Consider the following 20,457-nt stretch of genomic DNA (forward strand, 5'->3'; position numbering starts at 1 on the left):
AGTCACTGGAAGAGTATCTCTCAGATGAAGTGTTCAGTAATCAGGAAGCGTCGTCACTGGATCCGACTTCAAAGGGCAGAGAAACCTTTGATGCCTTTATTAAGCGTTACGAAAAAATGCTGGAAGTGGCAGAAACAGCTGTCTAAAGCATGAAATGAATAGTAATAAGTTTAAAGGAGCTTACTTAAATGTCAATGTTTACCAATCCGATTTTAAAAGGTTTTTCACCAGATCCGTCTGTCTGTGCAGTAGGCGAGGATTATTATCTTGTCACTTCCACCTTCAGTTATTTCCCGGGAGTGCCGATCTACCATAGTAAAGATCTGGTCAACTGGAAACAAATCGGCAATATCCTGGACCGGAAAGAGCAGCTGCCTTTGGAAGGGGCCGGCCATTCCAGGGGGATCTTTGCGCCGACACTACGTTATCACAATGGTATGTTTTACATGATCACAACGAACGTGGATCACGGCGGGAACTTTATCGTGACAGCTGAAAAGCCTGAAGGACCATGGTCTGATCCCTACTGGCTAAAGGATGCGCCCGGTATCGATCCGAGTCTGTTCTTTGATGATGACGGGAAATGCTACTATACCGGTACACGCCCGAATCCTGAGGGACCTAAATACAATGGGGACTGGGAAGTCTGGCTGCAGGAACTTGATCTGGAGACCATGCAGCTGACAGGTGTCAGCACGAAAATATGGGCCGGAGCGATGAAGAATGCTATCTGGCCGGAAGGTCCGCATCTTTACAAGAAAGACGGCTACTATTACGTGATGATCGCTGAAGGCGGCACCGGTTATAACCATTCCATCACCATTGCGCGCAGTGAAAGAATCGATGGTCATTATGAAGGCTATAAAAACAATCCGATATTGACTCACCGCCACTTAGGGAAGGCATTTCCCGTGCATAATGTGGGGCATGGCGATTTGGTCGAGACGCCAGATGGCCAGTGGTTCCTCACATGTCTGGCGAGCCGTATCTTTGATGGGTACAGTAATCTGGGGCGGGAAACCTTCCTGGCAAAAGTCGAATGGGAAGACGGCTGGCCGGTCGTCAATCCAGGTATCGGCCGACTTCTGGCAGAGCAGGAACATTCTTTGCCGATGGTTCCAGTCGAACAGCAGGAGCAGTATGACTTGTCAGAAGACAGTCCGGCCTTTATGTATCTGAGACATCCTCAAATGGAAAACTATGACCGTGAAAGCAGAGCCGGCTGGCTGAGACTGCACGCCACGTCTGAGACGCTTAAGGATCTTTCATCACCGACTTATCTGGGTCTTCGTCAGCAGGCCATGAACTACACGCTGACGACTCAGCTTGATGCGAGTTCCTTGGCCAATGATAAAGCGGAAGTCGGACTGGCAGTGGTTCAGAATGACCGGTATGCGATCCGTCTGGTCGCTTCTCCCTTTGAAGAAGGCTTTACTGTTCGGAAGATCACCACCATCGACGGAGTGGATGAAGTGGTTGGAGAAGTGACCGGTATGGGTGCGCTTCTGGAGTTATCTTTCATCGGCGAAGGGCAGCAGGTCAAAGCGCTGGTTAAAGATATTGAAAGCGGCAGAGAAGACACCGTTGCGGAAAATATCGACACGCATTACTTGAGTACAGAAGTCGCCGGCGGTTTTGTCGGCTGTACGATGGGACTGTATGTCACTTCTGATAATAAGGGCGATTACGCTGACTTCAACTGGCTTCTACAGAAAATCAATCAATAAATAAGAGAAACCAGACTGCATCGGAAGATCCATCCGATACAGTCTGGTTTTTTCAGTTTATATAGGTTTGAGGTGACCATACTCGCCAATACGGACGAGTATGACCCTCTTTGAAAAAGCATATACCAAATTACTGTCTCAATTTTCTATTCAAAGAACGACTCACGCTAATCATCCGTGAGCTGGTTAAAAAGTGAGTAAAATGACAGACTCATAAATAAAATAAATCTGACTTTATCATTTTAGTACCAAAACGACAAAGTCAGAAAGGATTACGAATTGGGCTGGTCATTTTTACTTCGAAACGACAAAGTCAGCGATAACAATCAAGCGAGTTTGTCATTTCTTCCAGAAAACAGCAAGCTGAAAACATTTTACACAACGACCTTGTCATTTGACGCTCAAAACGACAAGGTCGAAAAACAATCTAGAATGGGCTTGTCGTTTCCAGACATTAATGACAAAGTCAGGTCTAAACGAAAGCTGAGTCTGTCATATCGATACTCGGATGTCAGACTGAAAGACTTTCAAACATTGAGTGTGTCACTGATCAAAAAAGCAACCCGTTCATTTAAACAGATCAGTCATCTCTGATCTCCATGCCCATCAAGTCCAGAAAGGCAAGTGCCTGGGACTGGCTGACGACGGCACCTTTCAATGCGTCCAGCTCGATGGAAAGAGAATCGAAGGTCGACGTGCTGATGTCGACGCCTTTAAGTGACGTACGGGTGAACCGGGACTCGTTCAGAAGACATTCTCTAAAGAGAATGTCCGTCCACTTAAGCTCTAAAAAATCAGCTTCGTTCAACCGAGACTTGCTGAATTCGCACACCTTCAATGAGCTGAAGCCGAAACTGCAGAGATCCATGACACAGTCGTCAAAAAGCACGTGTTCCAGTTTGGAATCGTTGAACAGTGTTCCGTTCAGTCGACACTCTTTAAAAGTGACTTGTTTAAATATCGCATGAGAAAACACCGCATTGATGAACTGGCACTTTTCAAAGATGACATCTCTGAAATAGCCTTCTTCCAGATCGACTGCTTCAAATTGAACATTGATGAAGCGGACCGTTTTGAACTCCAGACGGCGAATGTCATGCATCGGGATGACGCAGTCTCTGATCTCCACATATTCGATGTAGGGATCTTCCAGGTCAAAACTGTCATCAAAGGTCTGCTGGTCCAGGTGTTTTGGTACTTGAGGATCGACGCGTTTTTTCATATGTAACCGCTCCTTTATTTCAAAGTATAGCATGCCGGATGGTTTAATTATAAGAATATAGAAAGATTTTTCTATTTCCGGCAAATCTTTGTTATAATAGATAGATGAACTTTTGACGTCTAACGACAGAAACGTTTTTATTTATATAGCAGCATTTTTCAACAAATTATAGGTTAAAGGACTGACAAAACCTTATGAAAAAACAAACCTTTCCGGAAATGACACTGACGAGTCTGGCAAGTAATTATCCGACTTTTCTGCAGGGTAAAGAACTTTATAAAAAAGGAAAAGTAACGAATCTGAAAGCCGATGAGAAGAACAATACCATTCAGACATCTGTGGAAGATAAACAGCTCCAGACTGTCCATCTGCGCTTTTACCCGAACGGTGTAGCGCGCAAGTACCACTGTACATGTAAGGCCTTTGAAAAAAATACGGGGGCCTGCCGCCATGTCGTGGCTTCGATGATGCACCTGAATGACCTGGATGCCGATGACTTGACAGCGGAGTCGACGGCCGCCAAAAATGCGTCTCAGGGATCGATGTTCTCGTATAAAAAGAGTGAAAAAGCGATCAATGCGCTGATCCATTATTCGAAAAAAGAGATCTCCCGTCAGACGGATATCCTTTACAAGCAGCCGGTTTATGTGGAGTATATGCTGAATGTCAGCGGGACGAAAGCCAATCCTGTGTACGAACTGTACTTTAAAATGGGCAAGGATTATCTGTATGTCATCAAGAACAGCTCACAGCTCATCGACGATATCGTGAACGAAGAGGATATCGTGTTTGGGAAGAACTTCACCTTTAATACCGAAGACTATGCTCTGATGCCGGAAGACAAGAAGGTTTTTGACCGCTTGAGCGAGATCCAGACGGTCATCAAATCTGTACTTCCGATGGGGTACGAGAACCAGTTTCTGAACAAGGACAGTTTCACTCTGCCGCCATCCTATATCAAAGAAATCCTGTCTCTCCTGGATAAAACGATGGGTGCCTTTGTGCGTTTCGGCCGTCCGCCAAGACAGCTGTCTCAGGCTGATAGAGGCGAAGCGCTGATGATCGAAGATGATCTGTCTCAGCTTAATCTGTCCTTCAGCATCGATAAGATCGATAATCTGTTCCACTTTAAACTCACAGAGGCAACGACCAATATCCAGGGCATGTCGTTTCATGATCAGGCTAAAATGGTCGAATACAAGCATGCCTTCTACTTTTTTGAATCACCGCATTATGAACTGATCAAACAGATCATTGAAGGGCTCAAGGAATCGGGTTCGGATACTTTGGTCATGCGCCGAAAAGAACTGGAGACCTTCCTTTCAGTGACGTTGAGTCAGCTCAAACAGATCGTCGATGTCACGATGGATGAAGAGGTCCAGTCACTGCTGTATCAGGCGCCGTTTGAAGCGCAGCTGTATATGGATACGTCGAATGACAATCTTCTGATCCGACCGGTCTTTACGTACGGGAACGTCACGATCTACCCGCTTGAAGAAGCCGTGTCTGACAGTGATGATTCTATCGTTGTCCGACAGTGGGCAGAAGAATCAAAAGTCCTCGGGCTTTTATTCGAAGAGATCCCGCTGCCTGCTCGTAAAGGGGACATGTGGGAGCTGACGCAGACAGACACCATCAGTAACTTTCTGTATGATGCCTTGCCGGCTTTAGCGGACTATATGGAGATTTTCCTGTCCCAGTCGGCGCGCGGGTTGCTTTACAGTCCGTCTCGTCAGCCGAAGATCACGATGGAGATGCGAGAGTCCTCCAATCTTCTGGATATCTCATTTGATACGGAAGACATTTCCACAGACGAACTGAAAGACCTGCTCAAAGAACTTGAGAAGAATCAGTCGTATTACCGACTGTCGAGCGGCCAGATCGTCAACCTGAAAGACCCCGCATTTCAGGCGATGCGACGTGCCACGAACTCACTGGATCTGGAAGATGACGAGATCGAAAAAGACATGACGGTTTCGGTGTTCCAGGGACTGTCAGCGCTGGAAGAAGACACGATCCAGACTGGGAAACGTTTCAAGGAACTCGTCAAGCAGCTGTTTACTCCTGAAGATCTGGCATTTGAACTGCCGAAGAAACTGAACGCGCATATGCGTCCGTATCAGGTTACCGGATTCAAATGGCTGAAGAGCCTGGATCATTACGGCTTCGGCGGGGTCCTGGCCGATGATATGGGACTGGGTAAAACGATCCAGACCATTGCGTTTATCCAGTCAAAAATCGAACAGGAAGATGGCAAATATCTGATCATCTGTCCGTCAAGTGTGCTGTTCAACTGGCAGCACGAATGGGACAAATTCGTCCCCGACACAGAAACGATCATCATCTCCGGAAGCAAGGAAGAACGTCAGGCGAAGCGTCAGGAAGCGATCGACAAGAACATTTCTGTCTGGATCACCAGCTATCCGCTTATCCAGCGCGACTCCGATCTGTATGAAGAAGACGTCTTTAAAACCATTATTCTGGACGAATCACAGAACGTGAAAAACAGTGCCGCCAAGACGACCAAAGCAGTGAAACGACTGAACTCGGAAACGAAAGTGGCGCTTTCGGGGACACCGATCGAAAACCATCTCGGTGAACTGTGGTCACTCTTTACGATCATTCAGCCGGGTCTTTTCAGAAACAAGAAGGCCTTTCAGTCGATGGAACACGAGCGGATCGCTGCGAAGATCAAGCCGTTTATCCTCCGACGACTCAAGCGTGATGTACTGGACGACTTGCCTGAAAAAACAGAGACCACGGAATATATCGAACTCTCCGAAGGGCAGAAACGTCTGTATCAGACTCAGCGTGCAGCCATCAAGCAGGAACTGAAAGAGCTTGTTGATGCGGATACGCTGCGTTCCAACCGCATAAAAGTGCTGGCGGGCATGACGCGCCTCCGTCAGATCTGCTGTGATCCGAGACTGATCATGCCGGACTATGAAGGCGAATCCTCCAAACTGGAACGTCTGATGGAATACCTGGAAGAAGCCAGAGAAAACGGCAAGCGCGTCGTCCTGTTCTCCCAGTTCACGTCGATGCTTAAGATCATCCGCGAACGTCTGGACAAGATCGATGTGGATTACCACTATCTGGACGGCCAGACTAAAAACGAACAGCGTCTGGAACTGACGACCCGCTTCAATACAGGCGAGAAAGACTTGTTTCTGATCTCGCTGAAAGCCGGTGGCACGGGGCTGAACCTGACGGGTGGCGATACCGTTATCCTCTTTGACTCCTGGTGGAACCCGGCGATCGAAGACCAGGCAGCCGACCGTGTCCACCGTTTCGGACAGAAGAAATCGGTCCAGATCATCCGCTTCATCACCACAGGGACCATCGAGGAACGTATCAATGACCTGCAGGAGAAGAAACGCGAGCTGATCGATTCGGTCATCACCAAAGGCAATAAAGAATCCGTCACCAGCCTGTCGACAGAAGAGATTCTGGAACTGCTTTACGAAGACTAAACTTATTTAAAAAAATAATCAATTACGACAAGACTGCCTGATGCGTTTAGACTAAACGCGTCAGGCAGTTTTTTTATAGGATTATAAGGCAGATGTCGGCATTCCGGCCGACATCACCTTTATCAAGAGCTTTTTTACTGGCTACTTAAACTAGAGAGGAAATGAGCGGGTAGAAGAAAAAAGGATTCGTCCATCTGAGTGTGAGACAAGACGTGAGCGGCTAATAAAGAGAGGGTGTTCTGCCCGCTCGTAGTTAAATACGTTATGGCAGTCATTAAATTACCCTTGTAGTGACCGTTCAGAGCCTAAGAAATTCTCAGTTTGAACCAGAAGCCACTTCTAGTACCGACCAATTTTTAAAATAAAGATGAGTGGTCACTACCCGTGACTTTTACTATCCGTTCAATGACTTTTCAATACGCAGTTGTCACAAGAAAGCCTTTTTAGCGGCCGCTCACAGTAAGATCATTCTGAGTTGGCCCAATAGATTTCTGTTCTACATACTCGCTTCATAAGGCAGACTGAGCAGGCAATATTTCTAAACAAATCAGTGTAAAAAAGACCGGATCCGTCAGTGGATGTCTTTTATCATCCCGGCTGCTCTGTGCTATACTGGATAAGAGAGCGAATGAGTGGAGGATTTGTGTGAAAGATAAGATAATCGTTATTGTAGGACCTACAGCGGTAGGGAAAACGCAGTTAGGCATCGATCTGGCCAAGGCGTTTGACGGTGAAGTCATCAATGGTGATTCGATGCAGGTCTACAAGGGACTGGATATCGGGACCGCCAAAGTGACGGAAGATGAAAAAGACGGTATCCCGCATCATCTGATCGATATCAAGTCGCCAGGAGAACCATATGCCGTGTCGGATTTCAAAAAAGATGCCGGAGAAAAAATCATCGAACTTGCTGACAGAGGAAAACTGCCTATCGTGGTCGGCGGGACCGGCTTGTATATCGAATCACTGCTTTATAACGTCAGTCATGGAGGAAAAGCCGAACCAAATCCCGACTTCAGGGAAAAGATGGACCGCTTTGCCCGTGAAAACGGACGGGAAGCTTTGCATCAGAAACTTCAAGACAAGGACCCTAAAGCAGCAGAAGCCATCCATATGAACAACGTGAGGCGGGTGATCCGGGCGCTTGAAGTGATTTATGAAACAGGCAAGAAATTCTCCGACTATCAGGATGAAAAGAAAAAAGAACCGGTGTATGATGCCTATGTGATCGGCCTTAACACGGATCGCGACGTCCTGTATGACCGTATCAATAAGCGTGTCGACCTGATGCTGGAGAATAATTTGCTTCAGGAAGTGACGTGGCTGTATGAGAATTATCCTGGTAATATCCAGAGCAAGAAAGGCATCGGCTACAAAGAGTTCAAGCCGTATCTTGAAGGCCATCAGCCACTGGAGGAAGCGGTGGAACAGGTCAAGCAGCATTCAAGGAATTATGCCAAGCGCCAGTTGACCTGGTTCAGGAACCGCTTTGAGGTGAACCAGTGGGCGGACCTGGTCAAACAGCCGGAAAATTTACACGAAGTAAAAATGAACATCCAAAATTTTATAGAGGGTGATTAAGTGGACGAAGAAAAAGTATATGAAAAAGTCATAATCGTTGGGATCGAGAAGCAGCATGAAGAAGAGGCCTTCCAGTATTCCTTTGACGAACTGGAACAGCTGGTGGAAAATGCCGGCGGAAAAGTCGTGGCCCGACTGTCTCAAAAACGCGAGCGGCCGGATCACAAGACCGTGATCGGTAAAGGGAAAGTCAATGAACTCAAGAACCTGGTCGAGGAACTGGACGTTCAGACCGTTGTTTTCAACCAGGAGCTTTCGCCGAGTCATGTCAGAAATATCCAGGAAGTCATCGAAACAAAAGTCATCGACCGCATCCAGGTCATCCTGGATATCTTTGCCCTGCGTGCCAGAAGTAAAGAAGGTCGGCTGCAGGTGGAACTGGCTCAGCTTTCTTATATCCTGCCGCGCCTTGCCGGTCAGGGTGTCAATATGTCCAGGCTCGGTGCCGGGATCGGGACGCGTGGACCGGGTGAAACGAAACTGGAGACCGACCGCCGTCATATCCAGCGCCAGATGACCGACATCAAACGCGAACTGAAGAAATTCGCCGCTCACCGGGAACGCAGCCGTGAGCAGCGCAAGAACAGCAATGTCTTCCAGATTGGCCTGATCGGCTACACCAATGCCGGTAAGTCGACCGTCTTGAACCAACTGACGGAAGCGGATACCTATGAGAAGAACCAGCTGTTTGCGACCCTGGACCCTCTGACGCGCAAGTTCGAACTGCCGTCAGGGATGCAGGTGACGATCACAGACACCGTTGGCTTTATTCAGGACCTGCCGACGCAATTGATCGAAGCATTCAAGTCAACACTGGAAGAATCCAAAGATGTGGATTTGCTGCTGCATGTGATCGATGCTTCTGCAGACAATCTAAAAGCGCACGAGCAGACGGTGCTGTCTTTGCTGAAGGAACTCGAAATGGCCGATATCCCGACCCTGCATGTCTATAACAAGCGGGATCTCGTTGAAGGCCCCGTGCCGTCCACGCTTTATCCGAATATCGTCATCTCGGCACAAGACGAAAAGGATGTCGATGCTCTGCGCGACAAGCTGGAAAGTGAAATGAAGAAAAACATGCGACACTATCAGCTGGAGATCGAAAGCCACCGCGGGGACCAGCTCATCGAACTACGGCAGCAGACCCTCCTTGAACGCCAGCTGTTTGATGAAGAGAAGCAGGTCTATTTCGTGGAAGGCTACGCCAAGCCGGAATCGAAATGGGTGAACCAGTAACCGTCGTTTAAACAGACTAGCCAATAATAATAAAAACAAAAAGTCGATTCCCACTCATCTGAGCAGGGTGTCGACTTTTTTTATGAAATAAGATTTTTCAGTTAAGGGTTCAGCTGCCGGTAAACATAGCGGATCGGTTTGAGATAACGCCGGCTGTCCGGGTATGTATGGGACAGAAAGGGGTGGACCAGTTCAGGGTACTGCTGGAGTTTGCCGTCATACACACAGGTCGGATAAACGGCTGCGATCACATCTTTGGGATGCATTAGACTCGGACGACAATCAGGTGATAGGATGCCTGCCGTCTGCAAAAGCGTGGCAATGAATTCTGAACAGAAGAAATGGTCGGGCCGATCCCACGAATAATGAAAATATGCAGGCACCAGACCAAGAAGATTGTAATGCCAGTCCAAAGCGTCCGATTCAAACGTATGCAGCTCCATCTGTATAGTAATCCATTCCTCTTCGCTGACAGTCAAAGCATAGACGCGGCCAAAGGAGTCTTTGTAAAACGGATGACTGAAGTCTTCCTTAGCAAAGCCGGCCATAAGTGGATTCAAAGGTTGCTGCCTGCCAAAACTGTAGACTTCGGATAAAGTGGCATCCAGAGAAATGGATAAGTGATTAAACGGATATTTGCTGAACATACGGATACCGTGACTTAGCACAGTATGATTTTTAGTTTCTATAAGATAAACGATAGGCATAGTGATTCCCTCTCAATTGCATTAACTTTTATTTTAAACTTTCAGGTCATCAGCTGAATGGTAAGCCGTGACTTCTCTTTTGAGGGGGCCTTTTCTGTATTGAACGATGCGGTAAGAAGGGGATAAAGGTCTCTCAATGGTCAGGGTATCTTTGATGCTATGAACAGCATACAACGAGTGGCCATGAAACTGATTATATACCAGATAGGAACGTTTTGTACAGAGCTTTTAAAGGAGGATTCTAAGAAGGCACTCATTTGATCGGGTCTGTTCCCGGAATTGCATACATGCATAAACATCAATCATAGATTCATTTAAGACATGATTGCGCAGTGCTCCTGTAAAAGGTTCATTCCTTAATAAAAAAATGTAAGAGTTTACGAAAAAATGTTTGCCGATTCATGAAAATCTGTTAAGATAAAAGTATGAATAAATTATGAAGAAATGTATTTTTACTCATACCTATTCATATCTGCACAAAGAATAACCTATTACATAAATCGAAAAGATACACTAACTGAAAAAGGCAAACCTTCTGAAAAGTCGGGACGCAAAGCTATAGGGGCTAAGGACACTGTCTACGCCTGCCAGTTGCCGTTATACGAGTGCACTTCCTTGTAGACGGGAGTGTGCTTTTTTATTAGAAGGAGGTGAACACAGATTATGTCTTTGAAGAAGAGTCTAATACCGATCCTGTTAACATCGGCTCTGTTCTTAGCTGGATGTAATGAGGAACCCCTTGCGGACACGAAAATAGAAAGCAGTCAGTCAGAAACCAGTTCGGTAGTTAAGGTATCTTACCTTTATGAGAATGAGGACTACCAGTTAGCCATCTCAGAAAATATGGACTGGCAGCTGGAATCAGAAAAGGAAACAGATAATTTAAATGTTGTGTTGAATGACGATACGCTGACCGCACTGGTGTCTTCCGTCTCAGCAAGCAACACCTTTGAAGATATAAAAAAGGAACTGATCAAAGGAGCTGGTAACGTGACTGTTCTTTCAGAATCCGACGACTTTTTGTCCTACAAGTCAAAACTGAAAAACGCAGTCAGAACAGATGTCTATTTCAAAGAGCAGGATGAGTTGAAAAACTACATAATCACCTTTATGTCACAGACATCTGAATTTGAAGATAACCAGCCCAAGGTTGAAAGTCTTTTGAATAACATTCATTTCAATGAGAAGGAGTAGTGATCAGATGAAGAAAAGAATTGCTGGCTTAGTATTAGGAACAGGATTGATCGTAAGCGGAGGCCACGTACTGGCTGCAGAAGCAGAGGAAGTCGTCAGTCCTGATTCAGAATTGTATGAGACCACACGAGTAATGGAAGAGATCGAGTACGAACTCACTGAAACTGCAGGAGAAAAAGCACTTCTACAGGATCAGTATGCCAATGAGCGTTTGGAAGAATCGGAACTGGCCCTGGAAACCGGTGACGAAGAAAAAGCGGAAGAGCTTTTGGAAGAAGCCAACGAAAGCGCTGATCAGGCTGAAACAGATTTGGATGAAGCCATTGAAACTGAAGATGAATCGGTAGAAGAAGTTGAAAAGACCCTGGCAGAAAGTGTTGCCGAACGTACGGCTAGAATGCAGACCCTTCTGGAACGTGAAGATCTACCTGAAGCAGCTAAAATCGGTATTGCTAAAGCAATGAAACACGCTCAAATCATTCTGCAGCGCGCGGAAGAACGATTGGTTCTGGAAAACAGACTGGCCGCTGGAGAACTGACTGAAGAAGAGTTTGAAAGTGAAATGAAAGAGATCAATACACGATTCAAAGCTGAAGCTGAGAAAAATAGAGCAGAGGCAAAAGCACTGAGAAAAGAAATCAGAAACAATCGTAAAGCCAGTGCTGAAACAGTTGAATCGAGCGACAGTGCAGAGTTAGATGAAGAGTTGGATGACGATGTGGAAGCTGTGGCGGCTGAAACAGTAGCACCAGAAGAAGAGTCCGATGAACGCACAGAGAAGCAGCAGGAAAAAGCTGAAGAACGTGCAGAAAAAGCTAGAGAAAAGGCTTTAGAACGTGAAACAAAAGCGAAAGAAAAAGCAGAAAAACGTTTAGAAAAAGAAGAGGAAAAAGCACAGAAAGCCCTGGAAAAAGCACGTGAACAGGAAGAAGACGAGCGTGAAGAAGCCGAAGAACGTGCCGAAGAGGAACGCGAAGAGGCATTGGAGCGTGAAGAAGAAGCACGAGAAGCAGCTGAAGAACGTGCGGAAGAAGAACGTGAAGAACAAGAAGACGATGATGACGATGATTTAGAAGAAGAAGACGAAGATGAAAAAGATGACGACGACGAACCAAAAGGTAAAAAGAGAAATAAAGGTAAAGGCAATTAAGTCGTCTGTTCATAGTGATTAAAATGCTATATTATATAAAGGCCGATACATCGAATCTGGTGTCTCGGCTTTTTTATTTTTTTACTGATCCGGCTCATCAGGTGACATTTAAAATATTGACTACCTGAAACACGTAATCTTGAGTCATTAACAAACCAGTCAGTCAGCCTGTGTTACTTTAAAAAGATAATAGTTGCTAATCAAAACAATCGGTAGAAGCGGCGGTCGTATGTTAAACTAAAAATACACTACATACGCAAAAGGATAGGTTATCCTTTAGTCGGAGGAATAGATATGACGGAAAAATGGAATTTGAGTTTTGAAGAAAAACGGATCTGGATATCATTAGGCGGGAGTATTTTGTTCTCATTCCTGTTAGCTGTTCTCGTTATCTTACTGGACACGCGGATCATTGCAGCAGTGGATTATGTTCCTAACTGGGCACTCACTAGTGTAGACCTGGCCAGAGCAATACTTAGTCTGCTCGCAGGTTCGCTGCTCACTGTCGCCACCTTTACATTTTCAACGATGCTGACGATCATTACCTTATATACATCAAATTTCAGTCCACGGGCAACTGAAAACTTTTTACTTAACCGAACATCGATGCAGACTCTGGGTATCTTTTTAGGCGGATTCATTTACTCTCTGGCGTCCCTATTTTTCATGAGGAGTTCTGAAGACGAATTTCTGGTCGTCTCTGCAACAGTCGCCTTAGTCTACGCATTTGGAGCTGTTATTTCCTTCACTCGCTTTATCTATACGAGTTCTGAATATGTCCAGCTCGAAAAACTGATTCATCGTCTGTATAAAGAAGCTTCAGATGTGTTTGATAATTATATCCAGCGCTTCAAAGATTATCCGACACTGAAACATCTGCCTGACATGTCCTTTATGTATACCTATGAAGTTCAGGCAACGAAAAGTGCCTATATCGAACATATTTCATTTGATACTTTAAAAGCCATTGCAGACGAGACTGAATCGAATGTCATTGTGTCAATTCGCGTCGGGCACTTCGTCACGAAAGGTCAGCCGGTAATGGAATTGAAAACAAATCAGAAACTGGAAGAAGACATGGACGCGATCACCAAACGTGTGAATGACAGTTTCAGCTATGAATCAGAGAAATCATCTATGTATGATCCGGATTTTGCCCGGACAAAACTGACTGAAGTGGCACTGAGAGCTGTGTCACCGGGGATCAATGACCCGAATACTGCGATTCATATTCTGAAATATAAATCTCTTTTAGAAAAACGACTGGCTGGACTGCCTGGGAAATATGTTATTTTCCATAATGATGAAGAAGAGGGAGAAAATGAAGTCAGACTGGAAGAGATCGAAGAAGAAAAATACACACCTGCTAACAAAGAGAAGTCAGAAAATGAATACACCAACAGTGTGTTTTATCGTTACAATGATTTTGCGGAAGATCTGCACACAGGTTACTGGCAGCTTGTCTTTTACATGCAGCAGGATATTTCAGGAGTGAATGCACTCTTTGAAGCGATCGAGACGATTGCCTATTCGACTCATGAAGATAATCTTGGGTTTGTGAAAGAGTACAATGATTATTTATATAATATGACTTCCAGTAACTTTGAGCAGCCCTTTGATCAGAATATCATCGAAAATAATTATGAACGCATCAAAACGATCCTAAAGAAAAAAGAGTCTGAGTTTGAAGAAAAAAAAGAAGAAGCAGAAGATGATAAACCGGAAGAGATCACTGAAGAGCAAATCGAAAATGAAGATAAAGATTAAAGACAGAGGCTAGGACAAATGTCCCAGCCTCTTTGTCGTCTCCGAATTATTTATTATAAGCGTGCTCCAAAAAACAGCCCCGCCGTCCGCTTTGTCACAGCTGTTATGGCTTTAGCCGTTTACAGATATGATACACTTGGGCACAGCCCAGAGTGCAATGCTCGGTAATCTGCGATTATTTTGCGCTTATTCGCTCCAGTTGCCGTATCCGTTACTGATTCAGCAGTTATCGGATACGGTATGCGTTAGAAGTTACGGGGCTAAACGTTTTTTGTCATACTCTGCTTTTTTACGTGAGTTTTTAAATAAAAAAGCAATAGTATATGTGAGGGGACCATCTGAGATGTGAAAAAAGTCTAACAAATTAAACTGTTCATTCTTGATTTTATTCAGTAAATCTATAAAAATAAGTCTGCAAAGAACTGATATATGTTAAACTAAACCTGATAAGACAATAAATTATTCATGTGCATGACGGTTAACTGCAACAAATCGATCTAAGGAGGGCTGTTCTAGATGCATTATACATATTTCTCACACATTTTCACGACCCTCTACACACTGATTGGTACTACCTTAACTTCTGTGTGTTTATTCATATTTTTACTGTACCTGATCAGTGAAAAAGTGGGTCAGCCTTCTTACATCTACTCCATTATTGATCCTACTAACGACTTTTCAAATGTATCTTCCGATAAGACAACTAATCATTTATTTAAATGGGGTCAGTCATTGAAAACGAACTGGAAATACTTAACAGAAAAAAAGAGCAGTTTGATCAAACGGATAAAAAAGAGTGACGAAAAAATCTATGAGTTGTCTTATTTTGATGCGCTGACACAACTGCCTAATCGAATGAAACTCATCGAAGAATTCCAAGTGGCATTGGTAAAATCCGAAATCAGTGAAAAAGCAATCTATCACATCGATATCGACCGGTTCCATTCCATCAATGAACTGTATGGGAGAAAAGTCGGGGATAAGGTGCTCTTGGGAGTGGTCGAACGACTCCATACGCTACTGGGACAGAATGCTCTCATCTTCCGGGAAGGGGAAGATGAACTTTACGTTTTTGTAGATGATACGTGTCATTCCCACTGCCGACAAACCGGACGGGATATTATCGATGTCATCGCTGAACCATTCAAGATCAATCAGCTGACCTTTTATGTCACGGCCAGTGTGGGAATCAGTCATTATCCGCAGACGAGTAACGATATAGAGACTCTGCTTCTACAGGCGGAAATCGCAATGTTTAAAGTGAAAAAAGCGGGAAAAAATAACTATCATATTTTTCTTCCTGAGGACGCGGTACACACTGAACGCAAACGCCGGATCGAGTTCGGTCTGAAAGAAGCACTGGTCAACAATGAACTTTTTCTCGTTTATCAGCCAAAAGTGGTGTTGGAAACGGGGAAAATCCAGGATGCAGAAGCTTTATTGAGATGGCGTCATCCTGATCTGGGACTTGTGTCACCCGGAGAATTCATTCCGATCGCAGAAGAATCCGGTCTGATCAATGAGATAGGCTACTGGGTCATTTATGAAGCTATCCGTCAGACGAAAGAATGGCACAGACAAGGGATAGAGATCAGTATCGCAGTCAATGTGTCGGCTCTTCAGTTCGAAGACCGGTATCTCGTCCGCCGCATAAAGAACGTTCTGGATCTTTTTGAACTGGATGCCAAATATTTCATTGTCGAGATCACAGAAAGCGTGATGCAGAATCTGGAATACGCAGAAGCGGTGATCAGAGAGATGCATACCAATAACATCCGCGTGGCGATCGATGATTTCGGGACCGGTTATTCTTCACTTAGTGTACTGAACAATATGTTCATCGATATGGTAAAGATCGATAAATCTTTCATTGACCATGTGACAAAGCAGGATAAAACGACGGCTCTTGTGAAAACGATGATTCAAATGGGCAAGAGTCTGGACTTTGAAATAGTAGCTGAAGGTATCGAAACAGCCGAACAGTCAGATTTTCTGCTGGAGAACGACTGTGAGTACGGCCAGGGTTATTATTACAGCAAACCGCTGTCTTCGGAAGACATGATTTCGATCGTTTTAGAGACTAACCATGAAGGGGCCTGACTCTTCATGGTTTTCTTCCTGAATCATGCAGGACGTCTTTAAACTGAGTTGATTGTAACCGTTTTACAAAGTCTTTTCACGACTCATGCCTATTCGTGAATATCAATTTATCTATTTCCAATTAAAGATGATTGACTATTAATATGTATAAAGATAAACTTAGTGTATTGTATAATTAAAATCTAGATGTATAAAAAGAGGTTATAAAAATGGTCAGTACATTTAAAAAACAATTGATCTGGCTGATGTACATTCCTGTCGGTATATTACTTAAATATTCAGCTTATTATACACAGGTTCACGGAGAACCGTTCCTTTCAGTGGATTATGGTTTGTTTTTGCTGCTGGGCATACTCGTCGGCTTGTTCCCGATCAAAACTGAGGATTCTATTCTTGTGCTGACGCCCGGGATCTCCTTGGCTACCTTAGTCATTTTCGGGTTTGTCCCGGAAATCATCCTGTCATCTGTGGCTCTCATTGTACTGATGATGAAAGCGAATATCGGACCGGACCGTCATTACCGTTATCCTTTGAATTTACTTATGTTTTACTTTTTGTCGGCTGTATCTGCCGGCGCTTATTTCTTGACCTATCGATTCCTGTATTTACTTTTCAATGAACCGTTCGGCATCTTTGCTTTAGCTGTTTATATGCTTGTTCATTTAATTGCAAATCAGCTGGCGATGTTCGTCATCGATAAATACTTCTACAACCGTAAAAAAACGCGGTTTTTTGATGAAAACCTGACGTTCCAGTTCTATACGAGCCTGTTCGTCGTTCCATTAACGTTTGTCCTTATCTATTTATATCGGACGCTTGGGACAGCCGGTATCATTATCGGTGCTTTCCCATTCCTCACAGTCACTGTAGGGACGAACTTCTATTACAAAAGCAAAAGCAACAATGTCTATCTGCGACGTGTCAATGCTTATTCTCATGAACTGAATGCCGAAAAGAACAGCCAGAATGTCCTGGAAGCATTTTTAGAATCACTGATACATATTTTCCCGGCAGACAATCTGTCTTACTTTTCGATAAAAGAACCTGACAGGATGGTCAGAGAAAGTATCTATACCAAAGAGGGCCGAATGGACAGCCAAAATGAAGTATTCAAAATTGGAAAAGAGTCCATATTATATAAAGCTGCCACGTCGGAATCGATCCTCGCTTACGCTAATTCAGGCGACTGGAAAAAGTACTGCCGACAGGATATTTCTTATTCAGCTGAGAGCGCTATGGTCTTACCTGTGAAAATAAGAGAACATACGCGTGGCGTGATCCTTCTGACGCACCAGACCCGATCGATGTATGATGACATGATGATCTCACTCGTGGAAGGTTTCCATCAGTACTTTTCCATCGCACTGGAAAATGCTTATCATTATGAACAGCTGGAAGAATCAAACGAAACAGATTATCTGACTGAACTGTCGAATCTGAAAGGGTTCTCCAAAAACTTCGAGCACGTAGCAAGGAAAAACAGCGATGGACCAGTATCGCTGATCGTAATGGATCTGGATCACTTTAAATTAATGAATGATACCCATGGTCACCAGTCCGGTAACGATGTCCTGAAACAGGTTGCTGACATTTTGAAAAAACAAATTAAAAAAGGTGTCTATATCGCCAGATATGGTGGAGAGGAATTCATTATCTTACTGTCTGGAGTGAACAAGCAAAAAGCGTATGAACTGGCGGAGGATATTCGCGATGAAATCGAACAGACGGTCTATGAAGTCAGACGATCTATCATGACGGATGAACCGGCGCAGGTTTCAGTGACAGCAAGTATGGGCGTGGCGTCATACCCAGAAGACTGCAGCGATGTTAACGAACTGATTACCTTGGCCGACCGTGCCATGTATATGGGGTCGAAACAAAAAGGTCGTAACAAGGTGACGATGGCACATAAAGGAAGTTAAACCATGAAAAACAGCCTACTGAAAATCAGACACGACGAAGAAGGCACCACGCTTGTCGAACTCCTGGCAGCCATAGCTATTCTATCCATCATCGTCACTTCATTTTTAGCCTTCTTCATCCAGTCAGCCAATACCAATAAAATGACGAATGAAGTCAATGAAGCGACGTTTGTAGCACAGGGAGTAATGGAAGAAATCACACATTTCTCAAGTGAGGGATATACTGTTGCGGCTACAGAAGCTGAATTAGACTTAACTCAGGCAGGGTTTACGATTGAACCATCATTTATTGAAAGCACTAATTCTTCTTTACATCAAGTCATTGTTATTGTTTATGAAGGAGGTAATAAACGTGCTCAAATGGAAACGCGATTATCATTTGCTACAAGTACAGAAACCGAAGCACAAAGTACCCCTTAGAATGATATGGAAGAAAGATGATGGCATCACCTTAGTTGAATTATTGGCCTCCCTGGCCATTTTGTCAGTCGTTATTTTACTCGTCGGATCGGTTCATATTTTCGGTCAGCGTCAATTCGTGAACCAGACAGAATCAGCGAGTCAGGCGAATGACTTGACTTATGCTTTGTCTGTCATGTCAAGAGATTTAAGAAAGCAGGAGGCTGCCACTGTAAGTCTTAACGAAACAAGTAATCAGATTTTAATAAACGATGCAGCATTGTTCACCCACGTGGGGACCGATTTAAAAAAAGGTTCCGAAGTACTGTCCAGTAGAGTAAGCAATGCAGAATTTGTCATCAATATGAAAGATGCTGAAAAAGAAAGTCTCACAATTATATTGTCCAGTACAGGCAACCAGCAGAATCAGTCGAATAAATATCAGACGACCATCTACTTCAGGAGGTAACCACCATGACAGTTAAAAAATTTGTTGAACTGATAAAAAATGACGAAGGCAGTGGGTTGGTTTTAGCTTTAATGACTCTAATGGTTTTTTCAATTTTAGGAGTAGCGTTGGGGACTATTACGATCGGAAGTTATAAACTGGGTGATGTGAATCGGGATGACAATTCTGCTTATTATATTGCAGAAGCTGGGGCAAATATGGCATATGATGAGCTGCAGACTATTATAAATGATACATATAAAAACAATTCAAACGAAACTAGTTTTTATGAAGCTGCTGAATATCAATTATTTAATAGTGAAAGTACTAATAAAATTCAAGGGAAAACCTATAGTGATGGCTTTTTCGAACCACAATTTGGCGAACAACCTGAAGCCACGATTGCGATAGAGATAATGGATAACGGTGATTCAAAAGACTATAAGATAGTATCTGTTGGTAAAATAGGTCAGCGAACAAGGACTGTTGAAAAAAATGTTAAAGTAACTTGGATAGCGAAAGGAAATACTGGACCTGGATCAGCAATACCACCTATTACTACAACAGTAGCAAAGAATAGTATTTTAATAGAAAATAATGTCAAGATCAGCGGTACTCTCCATCTAGACTCTTCTAAAAGTGGTTCATTGATAATAAACGACGATGTCGAAGCAGGTTTAGTCAACCCTGATACAGGTGAAGTAGATAATTTGAAAGTATATGTTCACCCAGATGCAGTAATAAGTGACGTTTTGAACACAAAAAATGACAAGACATATAACATTGATGTTTTAAATAGAGATACTCCTTTAGATTGGGATGTATATGATCAAATGATTAAAGATTTCCCCAACTATCCTACAGTAGCAAACGAGCTCCCAGCAGATGGGATCATTGACACAGAAGGTAAAAACAAAGTATATATTGTGGATAATCTGACCTCTAATATAAGTATAAAAGGAGACGGTCGGGTTGATATATATGTGAATAATGGAATAAACCTAGCTAATAGTTTATCTGTTAATGCAGATGGGAATGCTGAACAGTTACAAGTCTTTTATAAGGGCATTCAAACAGTTACCATGGGAAATAGCGCAATTTTTAACGGAACTTTGTTTGCTAAACAGGCAAACATTGATTTCGGCAATACTCTAACACTTACTGGATTATTTATTACTGGAGGCGATGAGGTTTCAATGGGCGGTGGAACACTAAACACATTATTTATTGCTCCATATGCTACTGTTACTTATGATAATAAGAGTTCCAAGAATAGTATAAAAGGAATAATGGTTGGAAATGATATTGTTTTAAAAAACAATCTAATTTTAGAATACGATGATTACTATTTGAAAAATTTTCCTTTGCATCTTCCTGACCCTGATAGTGATGGAACTGGAGACGGCACAGGTAGTGGCTCGGGTGATGGTACGGGAGAAGAATCAGACGGGACTGGTGATGGTGGTGGAACATCTGAAGGTGAACTTATCATATCAGACCCTGGAATAGAGAACTAAAATGTAAGGAGGTG

Annotated in this window: 15 protein-coding genes and 1 riboswitch; of the genes, 13 read left to right on the forward strand and 2 right to left on the reverse strand. The window is 43.7% G+C overall.

Annotated features, from left to right (window positions below):
• Positions 1-188: 188 nt before the first annotated feature.
• Together AB4027_RS05255 and AB4027_RS05260 are read left to right on the forward strand one after the other, a co-directional pair.
• On the forward strand, positions 189-1,727 hold the full coding sequence (locus AB4027_RS05255; RefSeq protein WP_368646289.1) for a glycoside hydrolase family 43 protein: 1,539 nt from the start codon (positions 189-191) through the stop codon (positions 1,725-1,727).
• A gap of 279 nt (positions 1,728-2,006) precedes the next feature.
• Positions 2,007-2,321: a hypothetical protein gene (locus AB4027_RS05260; protein ID WP_368646290.1), complete on the forward strand. Its 315-nt coding sequence runs from the start codon at positions 2,007-2,009 to the stop codon at positions 2,319-2,321.
• Here the strand turns inward: AB4027_RS05260 and AB4027_RS05265 are convergent.
• Complete coding sequence (locus tag AB4027_RS05265; RefSeq protein ID WP_368646291.1) at positions 2,308-2,949, reverse strand: pentapeptide repeat-containing protein; 642 nt, start codon at positions 2,947-2,949, stop codon at positions 2,308-2,310. The genes AB4027_RS05260 and AB4027_RS05265 overlap by 14 nt on opposite strands.
• Positions 2,950-3,143: 194 nt before the next feature.
• Between AB4027_RS05265 and AB4027_RS05270 the strand changes: the two genes are divergently transcribed.
• The 3 genes from AB4027_RS05270 to hflX all read left to right on the forward strand — a co-directional run bounded on the left by AB4027_RS05270 (position 3,144) and on the right by hflX (position 9,239).
• On the forward strand, positions 3,144-6,422 hold the full coding sequence (locus AB4027_RS05270; RefSeq protein ID WP_368646292.1) for an SNF2-related protein: 3,279 nt from the start codon (positions 3,144-3,146) through the stop codon (positions 6,420-6,422).
• 639 nt (positions 6,423-7,061) lie between these two features.
• Positions 7,062-8,003, forward strand: a complete 942-nt coding sequence (miaA, locus tag AB4027_RS05275) for a tRNA (adenosine(37)-N6)-dimethylallyltransferase MiaA (protein ID WP_368646407.1) — start codon at positions 7,062-7,064, stop codon at positions 8,001-8,003.
• Complete coding sequence (hflX, locus tag AB4027_RS05280) at positions 8,004-9,239, forward strand: GTPase HflX (RefSeq protein ID WP_368646293.1); 1,236 nt, start codon at positions 8,004-8,006, stop codon at positions 9,237-9,239.
• Positions 9,240-9,340: 101 nt separating this feature from the next.
• On the opposite strand, the gene AB4027_RS05285 is transcribed toward hflX, so the two are convergent.
• Complete coding sequence (locus AB4027_RS05285; RefSeq protein ID WP_368646294.1) at positions 9,341-9,946, reverse strand: hypothetical protein; 606 nt, start codon at positions 9,944-9,946, stop codon at positions 9,341-9,343.
• Between the two features lie 515 nt (positions 9,947-10,461).
• A riboswitch (cyclic di-GMP riboswitch) is annotated at positions 10,462-10,545 on the forward strand.
• 64 nt (positions 10,546-10,609) lie between these two features.
• Here AB4027_RS05285 and AB4027_RS05290 point away from each other — a divergent pair.
• From AB4027_RS05290 to AB4027_RS05325, 8 genes are all read left to right on the forward strand, one after another.
• A complete protein-coding gene (locus tag AB4027_RS05290) occupies positions 10,610-11,140 on the forward strand; it encodes a hypothetical protein (RefSeq protein WP_368646295.1) in 531 nt (176 codons plus the stop codon).
• A 7-nt stretch (positions 11,141-11,147) separates the two neighbouring features.
• The gene (locus AB4027_RS05295; protein WP_368646296.1) at positions 11,148-12,290 is read left to right on the forward strand and encodes a DUF5667 domain-containing protein; all 1,143 of its coding nucleotides are present in this window, start codon (positions 11,148-11,150) and stop codon (positions 12,288-12,290) included.
• A gap of 294 nt (positions 12,291-12,584) precedes the next feature.
• A complete protein-coding gene (locus AB4027_RS05300) occupies positions 12,585-14,057 on the forward strand; it encodes a DUF2254 domain-containing protein (protein WP_368646297.1) in 1,473 nt (490 codons plus the stop codon).
• Positions 14,058-14,573: 516 nt separating this feature from the next.
• The gene (locus AB4027_RS05305; protein ID WP_368646298.1) at positions 14,574-16,157 is read left to right on the forward strand and encodes a putative bifunctional diguanylate cyclase/phosphodiesterase; all 1,584 of its coding nucleotides are present in this window, start codon (positions 14,574-14,576) and stop codon (positions 16,155-16,157) included.
• 209 nt (positions 16,158-16,366) lie between these two features.
• Entirely contained in the window at positions 16,367-18,079 is a 1,713-nt protein-coding gene (locus AB4027_RS05310; protein ID WP_368646299.1) for a GGDEF domain-containing protein, read from the forward strand.
• A 3-nt stretch (positions 18,080-18,082) separates the two neighbouring features.
• Positions 18,083-18,499, forward strand: coding sequence for a prepilin-type N-terminal cleavage/methylation domain-containing protein (locus AB4027_RS05315; RefSeq protein ID WP_368646300.1), 417 nt, complete (start codon positions 18,083-18,085; stop codon positions 18,497-18,499).
• On the forward strand, positions 18,432-18,947 hold the full coding sequence (locus tag AB4027_RS05320; protein WP_368646301.1) for a PilW family protein: 516 nt from the start codon (positions 18,432-18,434) through the stop codon (positions 18,945-18,947). The genes AB4027_RS05315 and AB4027_RS05320 overlap by 68 nt, the downstream gene beginning before the upstream one ends.
• 5 nt (positions 18,948-18,952) lie before the next feature.
• The gene (locus tag AB4027_RS05325) at positions 18,953-20,443 is read left to right on the forward strand and encodes a pilus assembly PilX N-terminal domain-containing protein (RefSeq protein ID WP_368646302.1); all 1,491 of its coding nucleotides are present in this window, start codon (positions 18,953-18,955) and stop codon (positions 20,441-20,443) included.
• The last annotated feature ends 14 nt before the right edge of the window (positions 20,444-20,457 follow it).

Source organism: Alkalibacterium putridalgicola (assembly GCF_040959045.1).
Taxonomy (GTDB): Bacteria; Bacillota; Bacilli; order Lactobacillales; family Carnobacteriaceae_A; genus Alkalibacterium; species Alkalibacterium putridalgicola.

Bases quoted from the DNA above. Each gene is read 5' to 3' on its own strand.
- AB4027_RS05255 (WP_368646289.1), top strand. From the start codon at position 189: ATGTCAATGTTTACCAATCCGATTTTAAAAGGTTTTTCACCAGATCCG.
- AB4027_RS05265 (WP_368646291.1), bottom strand. From the start codon at position 2,949: ATGAAAAAACGCGTCGATCCTCAAGTACCAAAACACCTGGACCAGCAG.
- AB4027_RS05270 (WP_368646292.1), top strand. From the start codon at position 3,144: ATGAAAAAACAAACCTTTCCGGAAATGACACTGACGAGTCTGGCAAGT.
- AB4027_RS05285 (WP_368646294.1), bottom strand. From the start codon at position 9,946: ATGCCTATCGTTTATCTTATAGAAACTAAAAATCATACTGTGCTAAGT.
- AB4027_RS05290 (WP_368646295.1), top strand. From the start codon at position 10,610: ATGTCTTTGAAGAAGAGTCTAATACCGATCCTGTTAACATCGGCTCTG.
- AB4027_RS05295 (WP_368646296.1), top strand. From the start codon at position 11,148: ATGAAGAAAAGAATTGCTGGCTTAGTATTAGGAACAGGATTGATCGTA.
- AB4027_RS05300 (WP_368646297.1), top strand. From the start codon at position 12,585: ATGACGGAAAAATGGAATTTGAGTTTTGAAGAAAAACGGATCTGGATA.
- AB4027_RS05305 (WP_368646298.1), top strand. From the start codon at position 14,574: ATGCATTATACATATTTCTCACACATTTTCACGACCCTCTACACACTG.
- AB4027_RS05310 (WP_368646299.1), top strand. From the start codon at position 16,367: ATGGTCAGTACATTTAAAAAACAATTGATCTGGCTGATGTACATTCCT.
- AB4027_RS05315 (WP_368646300.1), top strand. From the start codon at position 18,083: ATGAAAAACAGCCTACTGAAAATCAGACACGACGAAGAAGGCACCACG.
- AB4027_RS05325 (WP_368646302.1), top strand. From the start codon at position 18,953: ATGACAGTTAAAAAATTTGTTGAACTGATAAAAAATGACGAAGGCAGT.